The sequence below is a fragment of the Bartonella quintana genome, from assembly GCF_009936175.1.
GTDB classification, from domain to species: Bacteria; Pseudomonadota; Alphaproteobacteria; order Rhizobiales; family Rhizobiaceae; genus Bartonella; species Bartonella quintana.
The window spans coordinates 45,081-71,289 of sequence record NZ_AP019773.1 but is presented as its reverse complement, the minus strand read 5'-3'; the positions used below and the strand labels follow the sequence as shown (position 1 = coordinate 71,289).

General features: G+C 39.8%; 16 protein-coding genes. 9 read left to right on the top strand and 7 right to left on the bottom strand.

Annotated features, from left to right (window positions below):
* Positions 1-99: 99 nt before the first annotated feature.
* The gene (hrcA, locus tag MF1_RS00240; protein ID WP_011178884.1) at positions 100-1,170 is read right to left on the bottom strand and encodes a heat-inducible transcriptional repressor HrcA; all 1,071 of its coding nucleotides are present in this window, start codon (positions 1,168-1,170) and stop codon (positions 100-102) included.
* 268 nt (positions 1,171-1,438) lie between these two features.
* Between hrcA and rdgB the strand changes: the two genes are divergently transcribed.
* Both rdgB and hemW read left to right on the top strand, forming a co-directional pair.
* On the top strand, positions 1,439-2,086 hold the full coding sequence (rdgB, locus tag MF1_RS00235; RefSeq protein WP_161510744.1) for an RdgB/HAM1 family non-canonical purine NTP pyrophosphatase: 648 nt from the start codon (positions 1,439-1,441) through the stop codon (positions 2,084-2,086).
* Complete coding sequence (gene hemW, locus MF1_RS00230) at positions 2,083-3,282, top strand: radical SAM family heme chaperone HemW (protein WP_161510200.1); 1,200 nt, start codon at positions 2,083-2,085, stop codon at positions 3,280-3,282. Before rdgB ends, hemW begins: the two co-directional genes overlap by 4 nt.
* Before the next feature lie 99 nt (positions 3,283-3,381).
* On the opposite strand, the gene dapE is transcribed toward hemW, so the two are convergent.
* From dapE to MF1_RS00215, 3 genes are all read right to left on the bottom strand, one after another.
* Entirely contained in the window at positions 3,382-4,554 is a 1,173-nt protein-coding gene (gene dapE / locus MF1_RS00225) for a succinyl-diaminopimelate desuccinylase (RefSeq protein ID WP_161510199.1), read from the bottom strand.
* Between the two features lie 223 nt (positions 4,555-4,777).
* Complete coding sequence (locus MF1_RS00220; protein ID WP_161510198.1) at positions 4,778-5,524, bottom strand: M48 family metallopeptidase; 747 nt, start codon at positions 5,522-5,524, stop codon at positions 4,778-4,780.
* A gap of 17 nt (positions 5,525-5,541) precedes the next feature.
* The gene (locus MF1_RS00215) at positions 5,542-6,339 is read right to left on the bottom strand and encodes an alpha/beta hydrolase (RefSeq protein WP_161510197.1); all 798 of its coding nucleotides are present in this window, start codon (positions 6,337-6,339) and stop codon (positions 5,542-5,544) included.
* 196 nt (positions 6,340-6,535) lie between these two features.
* Here MF1_RS00215 and infC point away from each other — a divergent pair, with 196 nt between their 5' ends.
* Together infC and MF1_RS00205 are read left to right on the top strand one after the other, a co-directional pair.
* Positions 6,536-7,054, top strand: a complete 519-nt coding sequence (gene infC, locus MF1_RS00210; RefSeq protein ID WP_011178878.1) for a translation initiation factor IF-3 — start codon at positions 6,536-6,538, stop codon at positions 7,052-7,054.
* 223 nt (positions 7,055-7,277) lie between these two features.
* Positions 7,278-9,044, top strand: coding sequence for an ABC transporter ATP-binding protein (locus MF1_RS00205; RefSeq protein WP_161510196.1), 1,767 nt, complete (start codon positions 7,278-7,280; stop codon positions 9,042-9,044).
* A 28-nt stretch (positions 9,045-9,072) separates the two neighbouring features.
* Here the strand turns inward: MF1_RS00205 and MF1_RS00200 are convergent, their stop codons facing one another.
* Together MF1_RS00200 and MF1_RS00195 are read right to left on the bottom strand one after the other, a co-directional pair.
* Positions 9,073-13,719: a translocation/assembly module TamB domain-containing protein gene (locus MF1_RS00200; RefSeq protein ID WP_161510195.1), complete on the bottom strand. Its 4,647-nt coding sequence runs from the start codon at positions 13,717-13,719 to the stop codon at positions 9,073-9,075.
* Positions 13,719-15,680 (bottom strand): autotransporter assembly complex protein TamA, encoded by a 1,962-nt coding sequence (locus tag MF1_RS00195; RefSeq protein WP_161510194.1) that lies wholly within the window; start codon positions 15,678-15,680, stop codon positions 13,719-13,721. Before MF1_RS00195 ends, MF1_RS00200 begins: the two co-directional genes overlap by 1 nt.
* A gap of 413 nt (positions 15,681-16,093) precedes the next feature.
* Between MF1_RS00195 and MF1_RS00190 the strand changes: the two genes are divergently transcribed.
* A complete protein-coding gene (locus MF1_RS00190; RefSeq protein WP_161510193.1) occupies positions 16,094-17,626 on the top strand; it encodes a YifB family Mg chelatase-like AAA ATPase in 1,533 nt (510 codons plus the stop codon).
* Between the two features lie 12 nt (positions 17,627-17,638).
* Here MF1_RS00190 and MF1_RS00185 read toward each other — a convergent pair whose 3' ends face one another.
* Positions 17,639-18,508, bottom strand: a complete 870-nt coding sequence (locus MF1_RS00185) for a transporter substrate-binding domain-containing protein (protein WP_161510192.1) — start codon at positions 18,506-18,508, stop codon at positions 17,639-17,641.
* A 987-nt stretch (positions 18,509-19,495) separates the two neighbouring features.
* Between MF1_RS00185 and gyrB the strand changes: the two genes are divergently transcribed.
* The 4 genes from gyrB to coaBC all read left to right on the top strand — a co-directional run bounded on the left by gyrB (position 19,496) and on the right by coaBC (position 25,873).
* Complete coding sequence (gene gyrB, locus MF1_RS00180) at positions 19,496-21,928, top strand: DNA topoisomerase (ATP-hydrolyzing) subunit B (protein WP_014923594.1); 2,433 nt, start codon at positions 19,496-19,498, stop codon at positions 21,926-21,928.
* A 118-nt stretch (positions 21,929-22,046) separates the two neighbouring features.
* Positions 22,047-22,829: a bifunctional demethylmenaquinone methyltransferase/2-methoxy-6-polyprenyl-1,4-benzoquinol methylase UbiE gene (gene ubiE, locus MF1_RS00175; RefSeq protein WP_161510191.1), complete on the top strand. Its 783-nt coding sequence runs from the start codon at positions 22,047-22,049 to the stop codon at positions 22,827-22,829.
* A gap of 2 nt (positions 22,830-22,831) precedes the next feature.
* Entirely contained in the window at positions 22,832-24,418 is a 1,587-nt protein-coding gene (gene ubiB / locus MF1_RS00170; RefSeq protein ID WP_161510190.1) for a 2-polyprenylphenol 6-hydroxylase, read from the top strand.
* Positions 24,419-24,487: 69 nt separating this feature from the next.
* A complete protein-coding gene (coaBC, locus tag MF1_RS00165) occupies positions 24,488-25,873 on the top strand; it encodes a bifunctional phosphopantothenoylcysteine decarboxylase/phosphopantothenate--cysteine ligase CoaBC (RefSeq protein WP_014923591.1) in 1,386 nt (461 codons plus the stop codon).
* The last annotated feature ends 336 nt before the right edge of the window (positions 25,874-26,209 follow it).

Here is a 26,209-nt window from a genome sequence, read left to right as displayed (position 1 = left end):
TTGTTATTCTTGATATCGAAATTTTACAGACAAAAATCAAGGGGTCTCTACGTATCTTAATATAATGAAATTTATAGTACAAATATTCATTTGATCGTTTTAACGCAACAGTTGTGATACAAGTTGAGCCGTATAGTTAACCATGGGTACAATCCTTGCATAATTAAGCCGTGTAGGTCCAATAACGCCTAAAGCGCCAATGACTCTTTGTTGTGAATCACGATAAGGTGCCACCACTAAGGAAGAACCAGAAAGTGAAAACAGCTTATTTTCTGAACCAATAAAGATACGAACCCCTGGACCTTCATCCGTTAAATCGAGCAGCTGCGCCATACTTTCGCGTGTTTCAAGGTCATCAAACAAGTGTCGTAACCGTTCTAAATCTTCTTCTGCTTTCACATCTTCAAGCAAATTGCTCCGCCCACGAACAATAAGGTGGATTTTATGATCAGCATCCTCTCCTCCCCAAAGAGCTAACCCCGTTTCAACAAGATGATGAGACAAATGATCGAGTGCAGCCCGGGTTTCTGAGCACAAACGTGCAATTTCCTCTTTAGCTTCACTCAATGTACGCCCCTGAATATGAGCATTAAGAAAATTCGTTGCCTCTGTTAATTGTGCATGGGTAACACCTTTCGGTAAGTGAACAATACGATTTTCAACCTCACCTTGTTGAGTCACTAAAACTGCAAGAGCTTGTTGCCCATCAAGGCGCACAAATTCAATATGCTTCAACGTCCCTTCGTATTTTGATGCGAGAACGAGCCCTGCCCCACGTGAAAGATCTGAAAGAATCTGGCTAGCTTGAACGAGAAAATGTTCAACTGATTGTGCATGGCCAGCCTCCTTGACTTGAGCTTCAATACTTTCGCGTTCCTCATTTGGCAAATCACCAGCTTCCATAAACGCATCAACAAAAAATCGTAAACCTGATTGTGTTGGCATACGCCCTGCAGATACATGAGGGGCATAAATCAAACCGAGATGTTCAAGATCACTCATTACATTGCGAATCGTCGCAGGCGATAATGTCTGTCGCAAAAGTCGCGAAAGATTTCGTGATCCTACTGGTTCCCCATCATTAAGATAAGCTTCAACAATATGGCGAAAAATATCACGTGAACGCTCATCAAGATATTTTAGTTCATCATCAATGGGTTTTTGCTTCATCACAATTAATTCACTACTCTAAAAACACCCTCTTATTATATAAGTTTTGCCAAGGTTTGGTCAAACAGTCTAAAGCAGTGCAAAAACACAATACATATTTATCATAAAAATGCTATAATCAACACGAAAAATTTCATTTGAACAAAATATTAATAAACGTTCAAAAAAATCGTATCTCGTAAAATTTGGAAGAACTCATATTATATGTTTGTTTAAACTGGTTTTTAGCATAATAAAGAGCACCCCTTTTCATTTTAGAGAGATGGATATGAGAAGCATAGCAAGCAAAAAACTCGTCATTGCTACACATAACACTGGCAAATTGCATGAAATTACCACATTGGTCGCTCCCTTCGGTTTAGAAATACAATCAGCAAAAGAGCTCGACTTGCCTGAACCAAAAGAAACAGGAGTAACCTTTGAAGAGAATGCTTATATCAAAGCCTTTGCAGCCGCAAAAAATACAGGACTGCCTGCTCTCTCTGATGATTCAGGCTTGGAAGTGGATGCACTGGATGGTGCACCAGGCGTTTATACAGCTGATTGGGCTCTTCAATCCGATGGCACACGTAATTTTTCAAAAGCTATGCAAAAAATAGAAGACGAACTTCAAAAAATCGGCGCTCATGAAAAAAGCCAAAGAAAAGCTCGGTTTATATCGGTTATCTGCATTGCATGGTCCGATGCCTATGCAGATTATTTCCGCGGCAGTGTTGAAGGTACATTTATTTGGCCACCACGTGGAGACAAAGGTTTTGGTTTTGATCCCATTTTTTTACCAGATGGCTATGAAAATACTTTTGGCGAAATGTCAACGGAGCAAAAACATGGTTGGAAACTCAATGATAAAACACCCCTCTCTCATCGTGCGCGTGCTTTCAAGCTTTTAGCAGAAAACCTTTTGACACTCTCATGAATGAACCTTTTGGCATCTATATTCATTGGCCTTTTTGCGCTGCCAAATGTCCTTATTGTGACTTTAATTCGCATGTTCGCGTCCATGGTGTTGATCAACCACGTTTCGTAAAAGCTTTTAAACGTGAAATAGAAACACAATACCATAAAATAGGTCCACGTCATATTACGAGTATTTTTATCGGTGGGGGAACCCCTTCGCTTATGACACCTCAAACTGTTGATGCCTTGTTGCAAGCACTCGCAAAAATGTGGACGGTCGATGATAAAGCTGAAATCACACTGGAAGCCAACCCATCCAGTGTGGAAGCAAATCGTTTTTATGGATACCGGGCAGCAGGAGTTAACCGTTTGTCCTTAGGTGTACAAGCACTCAATGACAAAGCACTACGACAACTCGGCCGTCTCCATGATGTAAAACAAGCTCTTCATGCTATTGTTTTAGCGCGGGAAATTTTCCCACGTCTATCCTTTGATTTAATTTATGCCCGTCCTGAACAAACACTCGAACAATGGAAATGTGAACTTTTTCAAGCCATTGATTTAGCAGCAGACCATCTTTCTCTTTACCAACTCACTATTGAGGAAGGAACTGCTTTTAAACGGCTCCATGCCGCAGGAAGACTCATCCTCCCCGAATCGGAACTCGCAGCAAATCTGTATCATCTCACGCAAGAAATGACCGCACTGCATGGACTTCCAGCCTATGAAATCTCAAATCACGCAATCCCTGGTGCCGAATCAGCACACAATCTTCTTTATTGGCGTTATCACGAATATGCAGGCTTTGGTCCAGGAGCACATGGACGATTCATCGAGCGTTCAACGAATCATTTTTCTCCCTTTTTAAAATCATCTTCCTCTCAAATTAAAAACCGTGAACGTTCTGTCACAATAAATGAAAAACATCCTGAATATTGGCTTGAATTGGTAGAAACGAAAGGGCATGGCTGTGTCGAAACAGAACAATTGACCCCGCTGCAACAAGCAAACGAAATGCTCCTCATGGGTTTACGCCTTTGCGAAGGTTTGGATCTTACACGCTATGAAACTTTAACCTCTAAGAGCTTACCAATAGAAAAACTTATCAACCTAAAACATCAAGGGCTGGTAGAAACGATAGGACACCAACGCTTAAAAGTCACAGCCAAAGGGCGCATCCTACTTGACCATATCATCAGCCAACTCGCAAACTAAAATCTTTATCGCTCCAACCTGTCATAACATCAATTGTGCTATAAATTCACAGTTTTCAATGTGTGATGGATATGATTTTGAAAAATAATCGCTTCTTTTTTACGCAAAAAAATCAACAATGAAACGTTCATAAACAGAGGTGAGGGTTTCTATTGCGTCAAGAGTCACACACTCATCTACCATATGCATCGTTTGTCCCGGTAAACCAAATTCAACCACTGGGCAATAATCTTTAATAAATCGCGCATCCGATGTGCCGCCTGAAGTTGAGTATTCTGGTATATTCCCTGTGACGCTTTCAATAGCATTTGATAAAATTTTAATGAGTTTGTCATTTTTAGTTATAAAAACACTCCCCAAGCTTGGAATCCATTCAAGCTGATAGTAGGGGTATTGATCATCATTGTTTTTTAATTGCACCGAAGCAAGACGTTTTTCAATTTCCGCCATAAGCGTTTCTTTTGTCCAAACATCATTGTAGCGTATATTAAAGCGGATCGTTGTCTGCGCTGGAATAACATTTACCACAGGGTTATCCGTATCAATAGTTGTTAATTCCAAATTGCTTGGTTGAAAATTCTCTGTTCCTCGATCTAAAGCAGTTCGTGTCAATGCTTGAATAAGTTTACCTGCTAAAGGCAATGGATTGACTGCCCGCTCCGGAAAAGCAACATGACCTTGTCGACCTTTAACCGTCACGACACCAGAAAGTGATCCCCGGCGCCCAATCTTAATGACATCACCAACAGTTTTTACGCTTGTTGGTTCTCCCACAAGAGCTGCTGTCCATTTTTCACCTTTTTGCTCGGCCCATTTCAGAAGTTTGACCGTACCGTTAAGTGCAGGACCCTCTTCGTCTCCGGTGATCAAAAGGCTTACCATTCCTTTAATCGACCGTTTTTCAAGGATCCGAGCCAGCGCTGCAACAAAACACGCGATTGCGCCCTTCATATCAACAGCACCTCGCCCATATAATTTTCCCTGATCTATGACACCTGCAAAAGGAGGGTATGTCCAATCTTCTAACGCACCTGGCGGCACAACATCAGTATGACCTGCAAACATAAGATGTCGTCCTTCTCCGCCCATCTTGGCATAAAGATTTTCAACATCTTCTGTATTTTTATCAGTAAAAACAGGACGCTTAACATTAAATCCCATCTTTGTTAAAATCTGTTCCAAAGTTGACAAGGCACCTGCTTCATAAGGGGTCACAGAAGGACAACGAATAAGCGCCTGTAGTAGCTGAAGTGGATCTGTAAGAACAGGCATAAGCGCTTTTCCAATCTAAACTGAGAGTTCTCAAAAATTAGGATTATTAAGCTGAATTATAAAAAAGATAAAGTAAAAACATTGAAGACACTCAGCAAATCAAGCAGGGGAAGACAAGTGTGCTGAGACTTCAATGGCTTCCTCACTATGCGTGACAAAGCACACAAATAACGACATCCCTGACAAAAAGTTCCATCGAATATTAACCTCTTCACGATTTTTTTTAATTCTCCAACCTATATGACTGAAAATTGATCGTATGAAGCATCTGACCATTTTCCTTCAACCAAGCACGATATGTGTTACTGTCAGGACAAAGTTTTTTACAAAGAGCCCAAAATTTTGGTCCGTGATTCATTTCGATAAGATGGGCTATTTCATGCGCAACAACATACTCAACAATTTCTTTTGGCGCCATAACAAGGCGCCAAGAAAAAGAGAGACGCCCATCTATTGAACAAGATCCCCAACGACTTTTAGTATCTTTATAGCAAATTGACCTCACTTTACGTTCTACTTTACAGGCATAATGTACTACCAACGGCGTTATAATAAGTGCAGCCTGTTTTTTCAAAACATCAGCAATGCGTCTTGGTAAATATTCTAATTGACCATAAACAATAATTTTAGGCTCTTTTCTCCCATCACCTGCAACGATTTCTGTCACCCCGCGTCCTTCTTTATGTCTTATAGTATGTGCAACACCCAATAAAGGAACTGTTATCCCTTCTTTAAGATAAGAATTTTTGTGATAAACTTGAACGCGAGCAAGGTGCGTCTCAATCCAAGATCGGTGCCTTTCAATGAAACCTTGAATCGAACAGAGACTTATCGCCGGCGGTGTTGTTAAACAAATTCCCTGGCCATCTGCATCAATACGCAATGTGAAACGGCGTGCGCGCCTACGTTCTTGCACACGTAGAGGCACAACGCGATCAGAAAAAATTAAGTGCTGTTCATAACCAGTCATGCATTATGTCTTCATCATCAATGAACTTGCCCACCCCCTCCTGCATTAATCCGACCAATCAATGACTTCAAAACCATGTAGAGGCATTCCAAATCTTGCAAACGTGAAAACCGATGATCTGCATCACGAACCAGTGTTAAGGTTACATCATGTAAAGGCAAATGATCAAGTAAAGTCAATGTATGCTGATAGGTTATTTCTTCATCTGCCATCCCTTGTAGAATATGAATCGGGCACCCAACATCGATACATCCTTTCATGACGCAATTGTCCCGTCCATCTTCAATCAATGCCTTTGTAAAGAGCATCGGCTCCTCGTCACTCATGGCAGGCTTTTCAATATATCCTTTTTTTTCCAAAGTTTTCCATTCCTCCGGGCCTAACTTTGGTTCTACCAATGTTTGTGTAAAATCAGGAGCCGGTGCAATCAGCACCATGCCAGCAAGCCTCTTGTTTTTCTGTGCTAGCATCACAGCAAGCTTTAGAGCAATCCACCCCCCCATAGAAGAACCAATCAAAATTTGTGGCCCTTCACAATAGGTTTCAAAAACCGCTAAACTTTCCTTAACCCAACGCGAAATCGTCCCTTGAAAAAAATCACCCTCAGACTCTCCATGGCCAGAGTAATCAAAACGTAAACAGGACAAATCATTCTTTTGAGCAAAAAAATCAACCATCACCGCCTTTTTGCCCAGCATATAGGATTGATAGCCAGAAAGCCAAACTAAACCAGGGGAGCAACTGCCTTTGCGATGACGTACTGCGAGATTAGTGCCTTCAAACGAAAAAAATTGGCAATGAATATTTTGGTCCATTATTCTTCATCCTCTATAAGACATTGTTTCTTAAATACAAAAAAAAAATTTATCCTTCAAATTATTCTCAAAAGCAATAAATCAAATCATGAAAAAAGCATGAATTCTAGTTGTTTTTCTGTGTATAATTGTATATTAAATTATGCTGTAGATGAATCAAAATTAAGGAGCATAAACCATTCGCAGATCGTTTAAAATGACACCTACCCAGAAAGATGGGCCACGTTCGAATCAAGATATTCGGGTCCCTTGTGTTCAGCTTATTAATGATGAGGGGCAACATCAGGGAGTCGTTGCAACACAAGAAGCGCTTGCTATGGCTGCAGAGGTAGGACTCGATTTGGTTGAGATTGTACCAAATACCGAACCGCCTGTGTGTAAAATCATTGATTTGGGCAAATTGAAATATCAGACCCAAAAAAAAGCGGCTGAAATACGTAAAAAGCAAAAAGTCATTGAAATCAAAGAGATTAAGATGCGCCCCAATGTTGATGTCCATGATTATGAAGTCAAGCTCAAGGCTATTCATCGTTTTATTGGTAATGGGGATAAAGTAAAAATTACTTTGCGTTTTCGTGGTCGTGAAATGGCACACCAAGATCTTGGATTAAAGCTTCTTCAGCGGGTTAAAGAGGATACAAGTGAAATTGCCAAAATCGAAGCTGAACCAAAACTTGAAGGCCGTCAAATGATGATGGTGATAGCACCTAAATAATTTTCATTAAATAAAACGTGCAGCTTGCTTGAAATGGGTATAATGGGTACACAGATTGATTTTAAAAGCACTGCATGTGGGTGTTACGGTGCTTTTAAAAGAGTCGGTTAGTGCGCACTAGCTCCCTTACAGGGGAATACTCTTTTCATTAAGAAGGCTAACTGTCTTTAATTAAAAGTGCTTCAATCTTGCATAAAACAACGATGGAATATAGAAGCGCTTTATGACCAAAAAACGAATCTCCTCTTTTGATAAACATCTTATCATCCGTCTTTTACGAGAAAATTTTTATAAACATGCGCGTTGGTACAGTGCAGCTATTTTTTCAATGATCATTATTTCTTGCACAACTGCAGCTAGTGCATGGATTATGCGTGACGTTGTTAATTATCTTATTGACGCACAAAATTTTGCTATGATTGTTTTGATTTCTAGTATCATTGCTTTCATTTTTATCCTCAAAGGGATTGCAACTTTTGCTCAAACTTATTTTCTAAGCAAAGCAGGTAACAATATTGTTGCTGAACAACAACGCAAAATCTATGCACGCCTTATGGAACAGGGAGTCTCCTTTTATAAGAATAATACCTCATCCGATCTTCTTGTCCGCGTAACCCACAACGCTACAGCAGCACGTAATATCATTGATACTATTATCACAACTTTTGTACGTGATTTGCTCTCTGTCAGTGGCCTATTGCTTGTTATGTTCATTCAAAATTTTGCGTTAATTTCCATTACCTTAATAGTAGGCCCGCTCGCTTTTTTAGGGGTTCGAATGGCTTTAAAACGTGTTCGCAGTCTTGTGGAAAAAGAACTCCTTTCCCTCGGTGAAATTATCAAAATTATGCAAGAAAGTTCGATTGGTATTCGAGTCATCAAGGCTTTTTCACTGGAAGAATTAATGAAAAAACGTATGAACAAAGCTATTTGCGATGTTGAAAAACAAGCAAACAATATTGCAACGCTTGAAGCCATTACAAATCCAATTATGGAAACACTCGCTGGCATTGCCATTGCAGGTATTATCTGTTTTTCCGGCTACCTTGCAAACCAACGTGCAGGCGTCCAAGGTGAATTCATGTCCTTTATCGTTGCGTTACTTCTCGCTTATGAGCCTGCAAAAAGGCTAGCAAATGTACGTGTTAAAATTGAATCTGGTTTGGTTAATATCCGTACGATGTTTGAAATACTCGACCACCCTCTTACGATTATAGAACATGAAAAAGCTAAAGATCTGGATAAAACGCAAGGGCCTATTCGTTTTGAACATGTTTCTTTTGCATATACAGATGGACAAATAGTGTTGAGGGATATCAACTTAGAAATAGAACCCGGAAAAATGACAGCATTGGTGGGACCTTCTGGTTCGGGGAAATCAACTCTTATCAATCTTATTATGCGTCTCTATGACCCGACACAGGGACGTATATTAATTAATGATCAAGACATCCACTACATCACATTTCGCTCCCTTAGAAAACTGATAGCCTACGTAGGACAGGATACTTTTCTCTTTCAAGGAACTGTGAAATATAACATCGGACTTGGTAACGAACGCGCCAGTGACAATGACATTATCAAAGCAGCAAAAACAGCCAATGCTCACGACTTTATTATGAATCTTCCAAATGGCTATGATACGCAAATAGGTAATAATGGTGATAATCTTTCAGGTGGACAAAAACAACGCATCGCTATTGCCAGAGCAATGCTTCATGATAGTGAAATCCTGATTCTTGATGAAGCAACAAGTGCTTTAGATTCACACACTGAAGCACAAATTAATGAAGCCCTTTACCACCTCACAAAAGGACGTACAACTATTATCATTGCTCATCGCCTTTCAACGATTAAGCGCGCTCATAAAATTGTTGTCATACAAAACGGGCAACTGATTGAACAAGGTACCCAAAAAGAATTGCTAGCAAAGGAACATGGTTTTTACAAAAAACTTCATCATATCCAATTCGAAAAGCAAATGTCTTAAAGCAGTTGAATCTTAAAAACTTTGATTCTTAATATTCTCTTTCATAAAATATGCCAACACTAGAATTCTTTTCATTCCCTATAGCGCCTTTAGCTTTGAGATGACGAGAAATGTCCAAATTAATTGTTCCTTTTGTCGTTCCATCTGACCCTGCTTCAAAGCCTAAATAAACATTATTGTGTATGTAACGTCCAATGCGTAAGCCCGTATTACCCTTTTCATCAACGATAACATCAAGATCATCAAGACCGATTTTAGTCCGTAAAGCATTCAACAAAGACATATTAGAAGCACCTGCAAGATCAGCTGCTGCTGCCGCAAGCTGAGCAATCTGAAATGGTGATAATTCGTTAAGAGAGCGGTTAAAAATCAAACGAGCTAAAATCTCATCCTGTGGCAAACTAGGTTGTGAAGAAAAACTAACATCAAGATTATCAATCGTTCCACTTACGGTTACAGTGACGTGAATATCACCACTATTGTGATTGGTCACAAAATAAACAGTAGGATTAAGATTACCGCTAAAACTCGCTTGCCCGTGATCAAAATTGAGATGTTGTGAAAGAATATCAAAACGTCCACGAATCATCCGAAACTCACCAACTGGATGTACGTCACTCAATGGACCCGTTAGATTAATGCGCCCTCCCAACTCCGTATCTAAACCTCGCCCACGTACAAAAAACTGATTGTGCGCAGTCAGACGCATATTTAATAACACAACCGATGAAGATTCTTGAAAAACGTTACGGTTTTGATTGGTGTTCTTAACATCAGCATATTCAAGCGTTTTTTGAATCGGTTTGGTTAAATTCTTATTTTTAATATCCAGAAATTTTGCGTTTTGAAAATGATCAGAAACAAAAACTTCAGCTTTTTCAACTATGACATCACCACCAATAACAAGATCACCAAAAAAATGACCCCTCATTGTCATCTTGCCTGACAACGTTGCAAAAATCATAGAACCATCATTATAATTGGCGTGGTCAAGATGAACAACTAAATCTGTTTGTAGATCATGAAAGATACGACCTGAAGCAGTAATTGATCCTCCATTAGATGAAGAAGCAAAAGTTTTCTCTATAAGAATATGATCACCATTTAATTTGCCTTCAAGCGTTATATTGTTAAGTTCTAAATTTGTTTGTGAATCAAAAAAGCTCCCATCGACTATAGAAAAATTCCCTATCAGTTGCGGCTGAAACAATTTACCCTTTAGAACAGTATCAATTCTTGCTGTACCCGTTATATGGGCACCACGCTTAGCTAACAATAAATCAACAAAAGCAAGAGGCATTGTCCCTTTAACACTCAATTTAACCTCTGAACCATTCAGAGAAAGAGGCCCATTTATGGAGAGATCTAATCCCTTATCTCCGGTTGCCACCAAATTCTCAATATGAAGAGCCGATTTTTTGTAAGAACCACGGGCATTCATATTTATCGACATAAGTCCTTTATGTGTCATAACAGCCAGGCTTTGACTAGAAAGCTCAAAATGCGCAGATGGATCCTTCACTGTTCCACCAATATTAATCTTGCCTACCATCGTTCCTTCAAGCACTTGCCCTTCAATAAGACTATTGACCAAACGCGCAGACAAATTTTGCAAATCAATATAGAAATCAAGTTTGTTTTTATCTAAAGATACACGTCCTTCTGCTTTTGCTTGTATCCCTTCCCCCATTAAATCTGCATTCAAAGTAAGATTTTTGTCTACTGTTTTCCCTGTAGCAGAGAACCCAAAGGGCATTATTTTTTTCTCTTGAAAAGCAGCAGTGGTGAGGCCCTCACCTTTTATATCATAGGTCACATCAGGTTCTTTGAAACGACCACCAATGATAATTTGCCCTGTTAAGGTACCAGAAACACCAAGATCAGATTTCCATAGATTGACTAAAGCAGCAGGAAGCGCATTCATCGTAAGACGCAGATTAAGGGTGTCTTGAACATTTCCCGCAAGCACAATCCTACCCTCATTAATCTCAACGCCTAATTCATTTATTGTCATTCCATTTTTATCAAAAACAATCGTAGCCGGTTTAGGCAATGCCGCGTAAAAATTGCGCTGTTTCATGTTCATGGTTTCAATCTGCACTTCCTGTTTTATACCCACCGGAAGCTCTATAACCATTACACGGCCAGAAAGCTGTGCGCTGGTATGATTAGGCAACATCGCTTGAACAGTAAAACTCGTTTGCCCATTATTGCTATTGCCGTGAACATTTAAACGATTGAACACCATCAAAGGTGTTTGAACATGTTCCGCATTCATAAAGCCATCAAACTGTGCTGTGCCAAAAGGGTCCAATATGTGCGTCTCTATTGCCAACTTTTTAATTTTATTCTTTGCAAAATCCAAATGGTCAACGTGCGCCTTCACATTGGCTTTTTGTTTGCCATCTTGTTCATAAAAAACAAAATCTCCTTTTACTTTTCCCTTGCCGTCCTGCAAAAATAACGCAGAAAATATTGAAATATCATCAGCGTCAATATGCAAAGCTCCTTTCACAAAACCTCCAAACGTTTGAGAAAGATCACCAGTTATTTTTGCGTTTCCCCCTCTAATATCAATATTTTCAAGTTTTCGAATCTGATTGGAACGTTTAAAAGAAGCAGCTAAATACAAAGGTTTTTTAGCAAAAGTTCCTTCACCCTTTACAGAACCTGTTAAAGAAGGAACCGGCGATGTATTATCCATAAGTGTCTTAATAGTTAGCGTTGTATTCTGAAGTTTTTTCCCCACTAAAAACGCTTCAACAACATGGGCACGTGTGCTAAGTTTTATAAGGTTATTGTGCCCTCTAGCAGTACTTTGGATTGTGAGCGCCCCATTCATTTTCGGATCTAATCTGGCGAGATCAGATATTTGAGCGTATAAATCCATTTTAGCACTCTCACTTGAAAAATAGCCATCGGCTTTTAGATTTGCATATTGATTCTTCAAATCAAAACGACGCAAAACTAAATCTGTCGTATTCCAAGCAGCACCACCTGAAAGAGTAAGATTTCCTTTGAATAAACGATCAAAAGGTTGCACACCTACTTTCATATTGTCGGCAATTCCTGATAACTCAAGATCAAAAATGCCACTCATTAAACCGATAGTGCCTTTAGCTTTAAGATCTGCGCTACCAGAAAGTGGTTGTTCGCTGAATAGACCTAAAAGAGCTAATGTTTGTGCTTTTAAACTAAGATTGCCTTTAAAAACAAAATGGTCCACTTTTCCTTTTAACCAAGCAGAAAAACCCTGAGCCGTAATACTAAAATCATGAATCAAAATTGGTTTTCTAGAAACAATATCCGTATCTAGATGCATATGAACCGTTTGGCTTAAACTTTCTTCCGACGCACCCTTAGTCTTTATAACCCCCTGAAGTGTTCCATTAACCTGAATACCGACATGACGAGAAGCTACGTCATCAAGATTTTCGCTCATCCCTCCCATATCAAAAACGGCATCACGAATATGAATATTTTGATTACTCAAATGATGTATAACAAAACGCCCCTTCCAAGATTGCTGTCCTTCGCGACCATAGTCAATGGTCAAAGCAAGATTATTCGCCCGCATTGACGCTTCTGATACTGGTAAATGAACAGACCCATTTTCCTTATCAAGAGCCATTTTACCATCAATAAAAAGTCGCCGTAAAAATCCATCTTCTGTTATTTGAGCATTGGCCATAATATTCATTGCTTTGCCTTGAATGACCATATGATCAAGATGCGTTACACCTTCTCTTGTTATCCTCGCCTTTGCTTCCAGCGTTACATCAGATTCGAAAAAACTCCGATATTGAGGAGGCATTAAAAGACCAAGTGTACCCACCAGTTTAGTAGAAAAATTATGCCCTTCTGAAATACTTGCAAGAATAACATTGCCATCTAAAATAGGATGGTGATCGGCTTCCAAATAAAGCCTAACAACCAAATCATCAAAAGTACCATCACCTTTAATAGCGAGATTTAACCCAGGACGTTTTTCAATATTCAAAACATTTGCCAAAATACCATTTTGCGGTTCATCAGCAGAAACATTGATTTTAGCTGTACGGTCATTATTGGATATCTTGGTTAGAACAGAAAAAGAGCCACGTGCATCTAAACGATGCGCTACTATGTCAACATCAAAATCACCATGAGTCAAGGTTAGATGTCCTTTTAAGGACACATTAGCAGAAAGACCAAAAAGGTTTTGTTCAAACGCCACATGCTTAGCTGTAAGCGTACTGATAGAAATGGCAAGTGGCAATTTTGGTAAAGAAAACTTTCCCGCCTCAATAGAAGAAACAAGAGAAGAACCCTGGGGCTTGCGTAAAAACGTAATTTGTTCTACCGAAAGCTGGTTAACATCCATGCGCCCTCTCAGCAACGCTAGGCGGTTCCAATCCATTTTAGCATTGGTAATTTTAAGCCAAACACCCTTTTTATCACTAACGGTAATAGCATCAATTGACATTTGAGAAGACAGAGTCCCACGTATATTATGTAAACGAACTTGGCGATTAGGCGCTGAAAGTTTGCGTTCAATTAAGGAGACAAACCATGAACGATTATCTCCTGCTGCTTGGCTAGAAGGTGTATTACTTCTCTGCGCAAAAATAAAAGCGCTTACCAGAAGAAAAAAAAGTCCAAATAAGAAAGCTGATAAACGCACACTTTTTTCCATTAAAATGCTTGCCCTATACCCACATAAAAACCAACACGAGGATCACCTTTTTCCCGCTTAAGAGGAAAGGCTAAATCAATGCGTAAAGGACCAAGCCCTGTCATATAGCGCCCTCCAAGACCAGCTCCCCATTTCATTTTTTGAGAAAAATCAAAACGTGCTTTTTCCCCTACAAGACCTCCATCAAGAAAACTGACAAATCCTATCTTATCATTTAAAGAAAGACGTAATTCTGCCGAGCCCTCAACAAGCGCCCGCCCACCAACAACAGCATTATTTTCTGTTTTGATACCAATATTGCGATACGCATAACCGCGAACAGATCCACCACCACCAGCAAAAAAAAGCGTATCAGAAGGTAAATGTGCTGTATCGCTCCCAATAATTGTACCAAATTTTGCTCGCGCTGCAAAAACAAAATGATCCTTTTCATCTAGCGCCCAATAAGAACGACCTTCTACAGCCATTTTTGTCACAAAATTGTTAAAGCGCATTTCATAAAAAGGTTCAACAATTGCTTCGCCGTACCAGCCTCTTTTCGCATTCAACTTATTATCACGGCTATCGTAAATCAAACCACTTGGTAACCCAATTGTTGTAAAATTACGGCTTCCAAAATAGATATCGCTTGAATAACCATTAGAACCTTCTACAGCAGTCTGTCCCGATAGATTACTATTAAAGATATGCGTAATACCCAACTTTGCTCTGATAGCTTTTGTTGTATAATTGTCTAAAACATCTTGCTGTATTTTCAGCTCTGCCCCAAAGTTTGTATCAGGAGTGAATATACCAGGCTTTATGAATGTACCACCAAAAAGGTAATCAAAATTTTTAAAATTATATGATCGTTCCTTATTGCTGCAAACACCACTTATTTTCGTCTCGATTTTAAGGCGCTCCGCGTGGCCAAAAAGATTGTTATGCATCCAATAAGTTTCAAAACCGGCACCGTCTAATGTTGAATAGCTAACACCTACGCCAAAACGACGTGGTTTACGTTCTTGTAAAACAAGCGTAACCGGTAAACTACTATCAGGATTAATCGTCTCAGCCTCACGTATATTCACAGCACGAAAAACATTAAGTCGCGCAAGTCGTTCATTAGCTTTGGCTAATCCATCAGAATCGTATTTCTGACCTGGCTTTAAGCCTGTCATCCATGCGATATACGCTGAATCTACGCGTGGCCTCTTGCTAACATTACGCACACTTAAAGGACCGTAATAAGCTTCCCGTCCAGAATCAACCGCTATCTGCGCATCAACGAGACGTGCAGCATGGTCAGCAATGACTTCACTCTTAACAATTTTAGCTTTAGCATACCCTTGTCGACGCCATCCTTCAATCGCCCATCTTTCTGCTTTAAGAACGGTTTCAGATTTGGCAACAGCCCCAACTTTATAGCCCAATTCTTCAATTGTAGGCATTCTATTGGTTTTATCTTTTAAGAATGGAGCAACTTTATCGATACCTGCGACACTAAAAATATATCGTGGACCAGCATCAATCGTAATCACAATATGGGATTGTGCAGGGAGCTGAGTCACAGGACTCAAATCAGCGGCTTCTAAACCATTAATCCGAATACTAATAACACCACCATAGCGTCCGTCAGCATAAAGAGCAGAAAGAATTGCCCGATAATCTGACCGGGCTTTAGCCAACAAACCAGAAGAACTCGGTAGGGCTTTATCTTGATCAGCAACAAGAGAAGACACAGCCTTCACTATTTTAACACCTTCTGCCGACGCACCCGGTGATGCGATGACATCAACTTTATAAAATTTCTCTGTACCACTATCATTAGAAGAGGAATTTATTTTTTTTTGACCAAAAAAAGGAATACCGAAAAACTCAAATGCTGCAAGTGGCTGCGGAAAAGTAAAGGTTAAGCATAGACCCATCAATACACTGCGTATGGTCCCTGATTTTAACAAAACTCCTGTCTGATATACCATCCAATCAGATACCTTCAATACACTTTACATCATTTTTCTATAAATAACATTAAACAAAAAAGATAAATATATCTGTTTGGAATTTTCATACTTTTGTCACATCAAATAACGTTCTTTTCTTGAGATGCACAAGGCTACCAGCGCCCTTACATTCACAAAATCCCGCACTTGATGTGCAATACAAACAGCCTCGCTCTTTGTTTTTCTTAACATATTCACTAAGCACATTATAAACGTTTTATTTAACAGCATGCCATCATGGTTAAATTTGTGCAACTTTCTACACAATAATTGCGCTACAAATCATGCGCACCTATATAGATTTCTCGACACAAAAAACCATACAGACACTTCTTGATTTTTATGCGCAGATATGATTGTTTCTTCCAAGTCAAAATGGGGAGAACAAATTGATGATCGCGCGTGTTACAACTGTTGCTTTTCGCGGTCTAGAAGCAATACCTGTTGATGTACAGGTTATGATTTCCTCTGGTAAAATAGGAATGGCTATTGTTGGATTGCCAGATAAGGCAATCGCAGAAAGTCGTGAACGCGTGCAAGCAGCCCTTCATGCTTGTGGACTTTCTATGCCGAACAAACGGGTTACCATTAATCTTGCGCCTGCTGACTTACCTAAAGAGGGATCGCATTATGATTTGCCAATTGCCGTAGGCTTAATGCTTGCTATGGAGCTTCTCCCTCCTGACGTAGCGCAAGACTACATCATTTTAGGCGAATTGTCACTAGATGGATCTATTACAGCCGTTAATGGTGTTTTACCAGCGGCAATGACAGCTTTAGCATGTGATAAAGGACTTATTTGTCCCTATCAATGCGGATCTGAAGCTGCATGGGCAAACGCAGAAATGAACATTCTTGCACCCGAGAATCTTCTCATTATAGTCAATCATTTTAAAGGAACCCAAATTCAAAAACGTCCACAACCACGCCAATATACAATCCAAACTGAACTGCCAGATCTTTGCGAAATCAAAGGACAAAAAACCGCTAAACGTGCATTAGAAGTTTGTGCAGCTGGACGGCATAACCTTTTGTTTGTAGGCCCTCCTGGTGCAGGAAAATCCATGTTAGCGCAACGGCTACCTTCCATTTTGCCGCCTCTTGATAGCCGTGAGCTCTTAGATGTTTCTCTGATTGCTTCTATCAAAGGAGAAACAGTACACAATACCATTTCGCGCCACTGCCCCTTTCGTGCCCCACATCATTCTGCTTCCATGGCAGCAATGATCGGTGGTGGATTTAAAGCACAACCAGGAGAAGTCTCACTCGCACATAATGGCGTTTTATTTCTTGACGAGTTGCCTGAATTTTCTCCACAGGTCCTCGATTCTCTTCGTCAACCTTTAGAGAGCGGAGAATGCGTTATCGCCCGCGCTAATCATCATATCAGCTATCCTGCCCGTATCCAACTTATTGCAGCAATGAATCCTTGTCGATGTGGTATGGCAGGCGAAAAAGATCATGTTTGTGCAAAAGGAATACGCTGTCAAACTGATTATCAATCTCGTATTTCTGGTCCTCTGCTCGACCGAATTGATTTACGGATTGATGTTCCTGCTTTAACAGCTATGGATCTTATGCAACCAGAACAAGCAGAAAAAAGCTGTGATGTTGCAAAACGCGTTGCAAGGTGTCGTGCTATTCAAACCAAACGTTTTACTAAACTGGGTTTCGACCATATTCGCACCAATGGCGATTGCCCTGCAAAGATTATCGAAAAAATTGCCATTCCCGATAAAAATGCGGCCACACTTTTAAGCGATGTGAGTGAAAAGATGCATCTTTCTGCACGCGCCTATCACCGCATTCTCAGAGTTGCACGTACCATTGCTGATCTTGATGAAGCAGATCATCTTTCACGTCGTCATCTCGCAGAAGCTATTTCCTATCGACAAAGTAGTGAAAGGTTAACAGCTCTTACCTAAAGAAAGCATGCATCAATAAAAACTGATTGGAAAATAACGCAGATAAAGCTCTGCAAGCTTGCCATCCTCTTCTAAAGCTCTCAGAGCATAATTGAGCGTATTAACCAATTTTGCATTTTTTTTTGCAACGGCAAGCCGCATTCCTTCCCCCAATAACTGTGGAGCTATATACGCACCCCCAACAAAATGGCAACAATTCAATGACTTTGGATCATTTAACCATAAAGATAAAGCAAATCCATCATCGAAAATAAGATCAATCTTATGATCTCGTAACGCCTTATAGAGCTCCGCCCTATTCTTAAATCCTTGCCATTTTGCTTCAGGAAAATAACTACGAAACAGCTTTTCATGAGCACTCCTGAACAAAAATCCACTCTCTAAATGTGCCAGTTTATCGCTTATTGGCGCATCGAGATTCACAAGCCGAGAAGCAACAAATCGACCTGGAAAACGCAAATAAGTCCTTGTAAAAACAAGATCTTGACGCGTTTTGATTGTTTCTTTTAAACCTGCAATAATAACTTCTGCACCACCATTTTTGACACGGTCCACGAGTTCTTCCCAGGGAACAACTTCCACTTCACAAAATTTCTCTAGGTTTAATTTTGAACAAATAGCGCGCAATAAATCGATATTATAGCCTGTAAGATGCTTGGTCTGATCAAAAAAATTAAAAGGGGGAAAATCAAAAGTTGTTACAAAACGCAAGCGGATTATATCTGATGTATCAGGTTGTACCAAATGTTCATGTGAATCAAAAAAAGAAGGCAATTTTCCAACCGTTTCAGCCTCTGTGAAAGAGGAAAGCAAAAATCCCCATGCTATAAATAAGGCTCCAATAGAAGCATTGAATAGTTTTATAGGTTTCTTTATTTTCAAAATTTTCCCTCCATTTTTTCAAAGCTAAAATGCAATTCTTCTCAGTCATAGTATTTAATGCAATTAACTGAAATATCTGGCACTTAATAAATTAAAATGCCTAGTATTTTCTAAAACTGTCAAAAAATTTAACTGTTTCCCTCTATTTTTCAGAATATATTGGGAATTTTAGCATTTTGGAGGAATGTCAAAATCTTGGCGTACACTTTCCCAAACAAACCCACAAACAAAAGTCATTCGGGAGGAAAACGATTTCTATAGCAGAAATGTAAATAAAAAAACTTCTGTTCTCTTGTCAGTTTTATTTTCTCCTCAATTTCTTTACGAAATCAAAAATATTTCTTATATTTTTCTTTTGAACAAATGCAAAATTTTGCTCTTTAAAAAATATATTCCGATTTTTCTTCTATAAGCGATAAGCTGTACACATATTTTTGGCATTACCACATAACTTCATTAAAATCCTCTACACACTAACAAAAGTGGCGCAAAATACATCATCCGTTTTTAAACCTTATGCAAAGATAAGCAAAACAAATGGCATAGTTTTATGAAGTCACCTACTACATCGTACAAGCAATGCTCATAAAAGCATAAAAATTGATTTGATTTATACCACGCACTCTTATTCATTATCACAAGGAAGCATAAAACACTTCACGTTCGCGCATTGTAAAACCTAAGTAACTATTGTTCTCTCTCAATACTAACAATTCATAAGGATAAATTTCATCAGACCGATTGTAAGTATTTTTTACATTCAAAATGCAACGTAACGGGACAACATCGTTTGCGTATGCGAAAATTACTCTATGTAATTGTGTAATATATGGGTACCTTCTCCCTTTATATACCGACAGATGTTGAATATAGATCTGATATACGATAAATGTTTAATGTGGTTATTCCATAAATAACTGTCCAAAAGATTAAGCTCAGAAAAAGCTGATGAAATATCGTAAATTAAATACAGAAATGGATTAACTTATGAGTAATGAAATAACCTCACCGATAAATGGTAATGACTATGATGCCGCTTCTATCAAAGTTCTCAAAGGCCTTGATGCTGTCCGCAAACGCCCTGGTATGTATATCGGCGATACAGATGATGGTTCAGGCTTGCATCATATGGTCTATGAGGTTGTAGACAACGCTATTGATGAAGCCCTGGCTGGTCATGCCACTCTTGTAAATGTCACACTCCACACTGATGGCTCCTGTTCCGTTCGTGATAATGGACGTGGAATCCCTACCGATATTCATCCAACAGAAGGTATTTCAGCAGCCGAGGTCATCATGACCCAACTTCATGCCGGCGGAAAGTTTGATCAAAATTCCTATAAAGTTTCAGGTGGATTACACGGCGTTGGTGTCTCTGTTGTTAACGCACTCTCAGTCTGGTTGCAACTACGAATCAAACGCAATGGAAAAATCCATGAAATGTCGTTTACGCATGGGGTCGCTGATTCCCCACTAAAAATTGTCGGCGATTGCGATGCAGAAAATGGAACAGAGATCAGATTCTTACCAAGTTCTGAAACCTTTACCATGGTTGAATTTGATTTTGAAACCTTAGAGCGCCGTTTACGGGAATTGGCTTTTTTAAATTCTGGTGTACATATCCTCCTTGTTGATCAACGCCATGCTGACGTCCGATCAGTTGAATTGCACTATGAGGGTGGCTTAACTGAATTTGTCAAATACATTGACCAATCGAAAAAAGCGCTCCTTGACTGTCCTATTTACATTGCAAGTGTAAAAGATGGAGTGAGTGTCGATGTTGCTTTGTGGTGGAATGATTCATATCATGAAAAAGTCTTGTGTTTTACCAATAATATCCCTCAGCGTGACGGTGGGACTCATTTGGTGGGTTTCCGTAGTGCTCTCACACGCCAAATCAATGGTTATGCTGAATCTTCAGGCATTGTAAAAAAGGAAAAAATTAACCTCACCGGTGACGATTGCCGGGAGGGGCTAACAGCTATTCTTTCAGTTAAAGTTCCCGATCCAAAATTTTCTTCGCAAACAAAAGATAAATTAGTCTCCTCTGAAGTGCGCCCTATTGTTGAAAATTTGGTGAATGAAGGTCTTTCTGCATGGTTAGAAGAACATCCTAGTGAAGCAAAAATCGTTACAAGTAAAGTGGTAGAAGCTGCGACAGCTCGTGAAGCTGCACGCAAAGCACGTGAACTCACAAGACGAAAAGGGGCCCTCGATATCACGTCTCTTCCAGGCAAACTCGCTGATTGTCAGGAACGTGATCCGGCAAAATCGGAGATCTTTATCGTTGAGGGAGATTCGGCTGGTGGCTCAGCAAAAAGTGGACGTTCACGCCAAAATCAAGCAATTTTGCCCCTGCGCGGTAAAATTCTTAATGTTGAACGAGCACGCTTCGACCGAATGCTCTCATCTGATATGATTGGAACGCTTATTACTGCTCTTGGAACTTCCATTGGCAAAGACGAATTTTCACCAGATAAATTACGCTACCATAAAATCATCATTATGACCGATGCGGATGTTGATGGTGCGCATATCCGCACCCTACTCCTTACTTTCTTTTTTAGACAAATGCCCGAGCTGATTGAACGTGGACACCTTTACATTGCTCAACCACCCCTCTACAAAGTGGCTCGCGGAAAGTCTTTTCAGTATATTAAAAATGAAGCAGCATTCGAAGAATTTTTGATTGATACTGGACTAGAAGAAACAACATTAGAACTCTCAACAGGAGAAATCCGTGCAGGCGCTGATTTGCGCCAACTTGCCGAAGATGCCCGCATGTTACGCCAACTTTTAAACGGTCTGCATACCCGCTACAATCGCAATATTATTGAGCAAGCAGCAATTGTCGGGGCTTTTAATCCTCAAGCCTTTGCAACACCAGAAAGAGCTCAAAAAACAGCTGATAACATAGCAAGTCGTCTTGATTTGATTGCTGACGATATGGAGCGTGGGTGGAGCGGTCATTGCACATCGGATGGAAGTTTATGGTTTGAACGCATTTTACGTGGGGTTAAAGATGTTATTACCCTCGATGCAAGACTTATAAATTCAGCTGATGCACGCCAAATTGATCGTGTTTCCCAAAATCTTATGGAAATATATAGTTCTCCTCCTCTCCTGCATCGCAAAGATAAATCAGAACAAATTTTTGGACCTATGAACTTATTAGAAAGCATTTTTACAAATGGTAAAAGAGGCATCACTCTCCAACGTTATAAAGGTCTCGGAGAAATGAATGCTGAACAGCTTTGGGAGACAACCCTTAATCCTGATGCGCGCGCTCTTTTACAAGTTAAGATCAATGATGCAACTGATGCAGATTTACTCTTTTCCCGTTTAATGGGTGATGAAGTTGAACCGCGGCGAGCTTTTATTAAAGATAATGCCTTGAGTGTTGCCAATCTTGATATCTAAAGGTACTCTTTTGTTTCTAGCTGTATAAACGCTTCGGTTTTATACAAAGCTTTTTCGTATTTGAACATCCCCTCTGTATTTCATTTACGATAACAGAAAAATAAGGGAGGTCACGCACATGACAGCTGAAACAGAACGCATAGGAGTCAAAGGAGGCATGGAATACTCTTTTGGCTTTCAAAAAATTGATGAAGCGCAAAAACAATCCATGGTTGATGGTGTATTTCACTCTGTCGCTGAAAATTATGATAAGATGAATGATATTTTGTCGCTTGGACTACACCGTACCTGGAAAAATTCTATGGTTGCATGGCTTTCTCCACCAGCACTTTCTAACTGGAAAGTGCTTGATGTAGCTGGTGGTACCGGTGACATCGCTTTTCGTATTCTTAATGCTTCACGCCAAAAAGCTCATGCTACAGTTCTTGATATTAATAGTTCGATGCTTAGCGTTGGCAAAAAGCGTGCACAAAAAAATGGTCTCGCCCCTCTGATTAACTTTGTTGAAGCAAATGCAGAACATCTTCCTTTTGAAGATCAAAGCTTTGATGCTTATACTATTGCTTTTGGAATCCGCAATGTACCTCATATTAATCAAGCTCTTAGAGAAGCTTTTCGTGTTTTAAAACCAGGTGGACGTTTTTTATGTTTAGAATTTTCAAATGTTGAGATGCCTCTGCTTAACAAAATTTATGACCTTTGGTCTTTCCATGTTATCCCTAAGCTTGGTCAATTCATTGCAGATAATGGCGATGCTTATCGTTATTTGGTTGAATCTATTCGCAAATTTCCTAAGCAAGATGATTTTTCCTATATGCTCAATCATGCAGGCTTTTCGCGGGTATCGTACCGCAATCTCACGGGTGCAATCGCAGCGCTGCATTCAGCCTGGAAGATTTAAAAATGGCACAAATTTCTACTTACTTTCAATTGATGCGTGCAGTATGGGTTTTAGCACGTGAAGGCGTTTTGAGTGCTCTTCCTGGCGATGATCTTCGAGGATTTCCAACATTGTGCCACCGCATAGCAGGTATTTTAGCGCGGCGTAAAACGAAAAAGAAGCGACGATCTGAAAATATTTCGCATGCTATCAATAAGCTTGGTCCCTCTTACATAAAGCTTGGTCAATTTCTTGCCACCAGACCTGATATTGTCGGACGTGATATCGCGAAGGACTTGGTACAACTACAAGATCGTGTCCAAACGTTTTCCTGCTCCGCTGCCATTGATCAAATTGAAAGTTCGCTTGGTCGATCTATCAATGATTTATTCGTAAATTTTTATCCACCTATTGCTGCTGCTTCCATTGCTCAAGTTCATCCAGCTGAATACTATGATGAGGCAGGACATAAAAAAAAATGTGCTGTTAAAGTCATTCGCCCCGATATCAGAACACGTTTTGCGAAAGATCTTAGAGGCTTTTATCTTGTTGCCTATTTACAAGAGCGTTATATGCCGGCTTCTCGGCGGTTGCGCCCTGTTTGTGTCGTTGACACTTTGGCACAAACCACACGTATTGAAATGGATTTACGGTTAGAAGCAGCCGCCATATCAGAAATGGCTGAAAATATTCAACATGATACAGGCTTTCGGGTACCACAAATTGATTGGGAACGAACAGGGCGCAATGTTCTCACAATGGAATGGATCGATGGTATCAGAATATCCGAAATTGCCGCCCTTAAAGAAGCTGGTTTTGATTTGAAAGTGCTTGCAGTTACACTTATTCAATCTTTCCTTCATCATACATTACGTGACGGTTTCTTTCATGCGGACATGCATCCTGGCAATTTATTTGTAGACCAGAAAGGATGTATTGTTGCTGTCGATTTAGGAATTACAGGGCGACTTGGCAAAAAAGAAAAACATTTCCTTGCTGAAATTCTTTACGGCTTTATTACCCGTGATTACCATCGAGTGGCACGCGCCCATTTTGAAGCAGGATATGTACCCCCCCACCACAACATTGAAAGCTTTGCTCAGGCCAATCGGGCCATTGGTGAACCGATTCATGGACAATCAGCGCAAAGTATTTCTATGGCTAAGTTGCTCACACTGTTATTTGAAGTCACTGAGTTATTTGATATGCAAACACGACCTGAACTTTTATTACTCCAAAAAACTATGGTTGTCGTGGAAGGTGTTGCTCGCACATTAGATCCCAATTTCAATATGTGGAAAGCCTCTGAACCCGTTGTTAAAGAATGGATTAGCAAAAATTTAGGGCCTGCGGGAATGGCAAAAGACTTTAGTGAAGGAGCACAAGCTTTCCTTTCGCTAGCACGTAAAACACCGCAATTGATACAAAATTTCCAACGTATGGAAGAAAACCTCAATCAAATGATAGAAAGAGGATTGCATCTTTCTCCCGCCACCCTCAAACAATTTGCTGTCGAACAAAGTCACTCTAACCGTTATAGCCGTTATAGCCTCTTCATTATTGCGCTTTGTTGCGGGTGTCTCATTTTTTACCTTTTTGCTCTTTTTTAATCTACTCAATGTACTAAAAAACATCTATAATGAAATCATTGCAATCATTTTGTTTTTTGGATATATTTTATGGCTAGTCTTACCATTCGTAATCTGTCTCCTGAAGTTAAAGAAGCTTTGCGCATACGTGCTGCGCAAAATGGTGTTTCTATGGAAGAAGAAGCACGTCGCCTTTTAAGCAATTTCACAACTCCAACCATATCATCATCTCAAGCAAGTACTGTAGAAATGCAATCATTGAAATCAAAATCCATCCTTCTTATTATTGGTGGGAGTATTGCAGCCTATAAAATGCTTGATCTGATTCGCCGTTTACAAGAACGTGGAGCACGCTTAAACATTATTATGACAAAAGCAGCACAAAAATTTATTACTCCTTTAGCAGCTGAAGCGCTAAGTGGTTGTACTGTGCATAGTGATCTATTTTCACGTGAAGAAGAACATGACATTGGCCATATCCGGCTAGCACGTTGTGCTGATTTGATTATTTTAGCACCAGCTACAGCTAACCGTATTGCAAAAATAGCTACCGGCATAGGAGAGGATCTGGCGGATTGTGTCCTTTTAGCAGCACGTTGCCCACTCTTGCTTGCACCGGCTATGAATCCAGCCATGTGGACACATCCAACAACTGTTCGCAATCTTGCACAACTGTGTGCAGATGGTGTTCATATAATAGGACCAGAAATAGGCAAAATGGCTGAGCGCGATGAGACAGGTCCGGGACGCTTGAGTGAACCCTTAACTATTTTGGCTGCAGCAGAAGCTCTTTTGCGTGTACAAGAAAGACCACTTTCTGGACGCCATTTCATTGTTACTTCTGGCCCTACCCATGAACCCATTGATCCAGTGCGTTATCTTGCTAATCGCTCTTCGGGCAAACAAGGCCACGCCATTGCAAAAGCTTTAGCCCACTTGGGCGCAAAAGTAACACTTATTTGCGGACCAGTTGATCTTGCCGATCCGCAAGAAGTGAAAACTATTCATGTTGAAACAGCATGTCAGATGTTACAAGCTGTTCAAGCAGCATTGCCTGCTGATGGGGCACTTTTTGTTGCCGCTGTCTGTGATTGGCGCAGCCAAACGCAATCTCTACACAAAATCAAAAAGAGTGCCAATAAAACGCCACTATCCTTACCTATGCTCGAAAACCCTGACATTTTGGCAACAATTGGTCATGCTTCAAATCGCCCTCCACTTGTGATTGGTTTCGCTGCTGAAACATGTGACTTTATTGCCAATGCGCAAAAAAAATGTGCCGAAAAAGGAGCCAATTTTATTCTTGCTAATAATATTTCCCTCCCTGATGGTACAAACGTTATGGGTGCTGATACAAATCAAGTTTGGCTTGTCAGTAAGGAAAATGTTGAACAATGGCCGCATATGAGCAAACAGCAAATAGCTGAAAAATTGGCGAGCATTGTTGTTTCATTTTTCTGCTCTTCTTCTAATTAAAATTAATAAAAAAAACTCCTTGTTTTAAATGATAATAAAATTCTTTAGATAACTTAATATCGTTCAAAAAACGCAACATAAAATAAGAAATAATTTTATCTCATAAAATTACACGAAAATACCTGTATCACCAACTCAATTAATTTAATGATAATACTTGCAAAAAGAGAATCTAAATGAACTCTCTCAAGGAGAGGTTGCGTACATAGCCGGCAAAAACTAATAAACCGTTCTCAGCCTCTATAGAATCCACTCCTACTTGATAAAATACGTTGCAGTGATGATTTTTTTGCCTAAAGTGTCTGTACGCTTATAAAATTTGAAAGTAAAAAGGGA

Coding starts and splice junctions, on each gene's coding strand:
- hemW (WP_161510200.1), top strand. CDS start 2,083: ATGAATGAACCTTTTGGCATCTATATTCATTGGCCTTTTTGCGCTGCC.
- MF1_RS00205 (WP_161510196.1), top strand. CDS start 7,278: ATGACCAAAAAACGAATCTCCTCTTTTGATAAACATCTTATCATCCGT.
- MF1_RS00220 (WP_161510198.1), bottom strand. CDS start 5,524: ATGACTGGTTATGAACAGCACTTAATTTTTTCTGATCGCGTTGTGCCT.
- rdgB (WP_161510744.1), top strand. CDS start 1,439: ATGAGAAGCATAGCAAGCAAAAAACTCGTCATTGCTACACATAACACT.
- MF1_RS00200 (WP_161510195.1), bottom strand. CDS start 13,719: ATGGAAAAAAGTGTGCGTTTATCAGCTTTCTTATTTGGACTTTTTTTT.
- gyrB (WP_014923594.1), top strand. CDS start 19,496: ATGAGTAATGAAATAACCTCACCGATAAATGGTAATGACTATGATGCC.
- MF1_RS00195 (WP_161510194.1), bottom strand. CDS start 15,680: ATGGTATATCAGACAGGAGTTTTGTTAAAATCAGGGACCATACGCAGT.
- ubiE (WP_161510191.1), top strand. CDS start 22,047: ATGACAGCTGAAACAGAACGCATAGGAGTCAAAGGAGGCATGGAATAC.
- MF1_RS00215 (WP_161510197.1), bottom strand. CDS start 6,339: ATGGACCAAAATATTCATTGCCAATTTTTTTCGTTTGAAGGCACTAAT.
- MF1_RS00190 (WP_161510193.1), top strand. CDS start 16,094: ATGATCGCGCGTGTTACAACTGTTGCTTTTCGCGGTCTAGAAGCAATA.
- dapE (WP_161510199.1), bottom strand. CDS start 4,554: ATGCCTGTTCTTACAGATCCACTTCAGCTACTACAGGCGCTTATTCGT.
- infC (WP_011178878.1), top strand. CDS start 6,536: ATGACACCTACCCAGAAAGATGGGCCACGTTCGAATCAAGATATTCGG.
- coaBC (WP_014923591.1), top strand. CDS start 24,488: ATGGCTAGTCTTACCATTCGTAATCTGTCTCCTGAAGTTAAAGAAGCT.
- hrcA (WP_011178884.1), bottom strand. CDS start 1,170: ATGAAGCAAAAACCCATTGATGATGAACTAAAATATCTTGATGAGCGT.
- ubiB (WP_161510190.1), top strand. CDS start 22,832: ATGGCACAAATTTCTACTTACTTTCAATTGATGCGTGCAGTATGGGTT.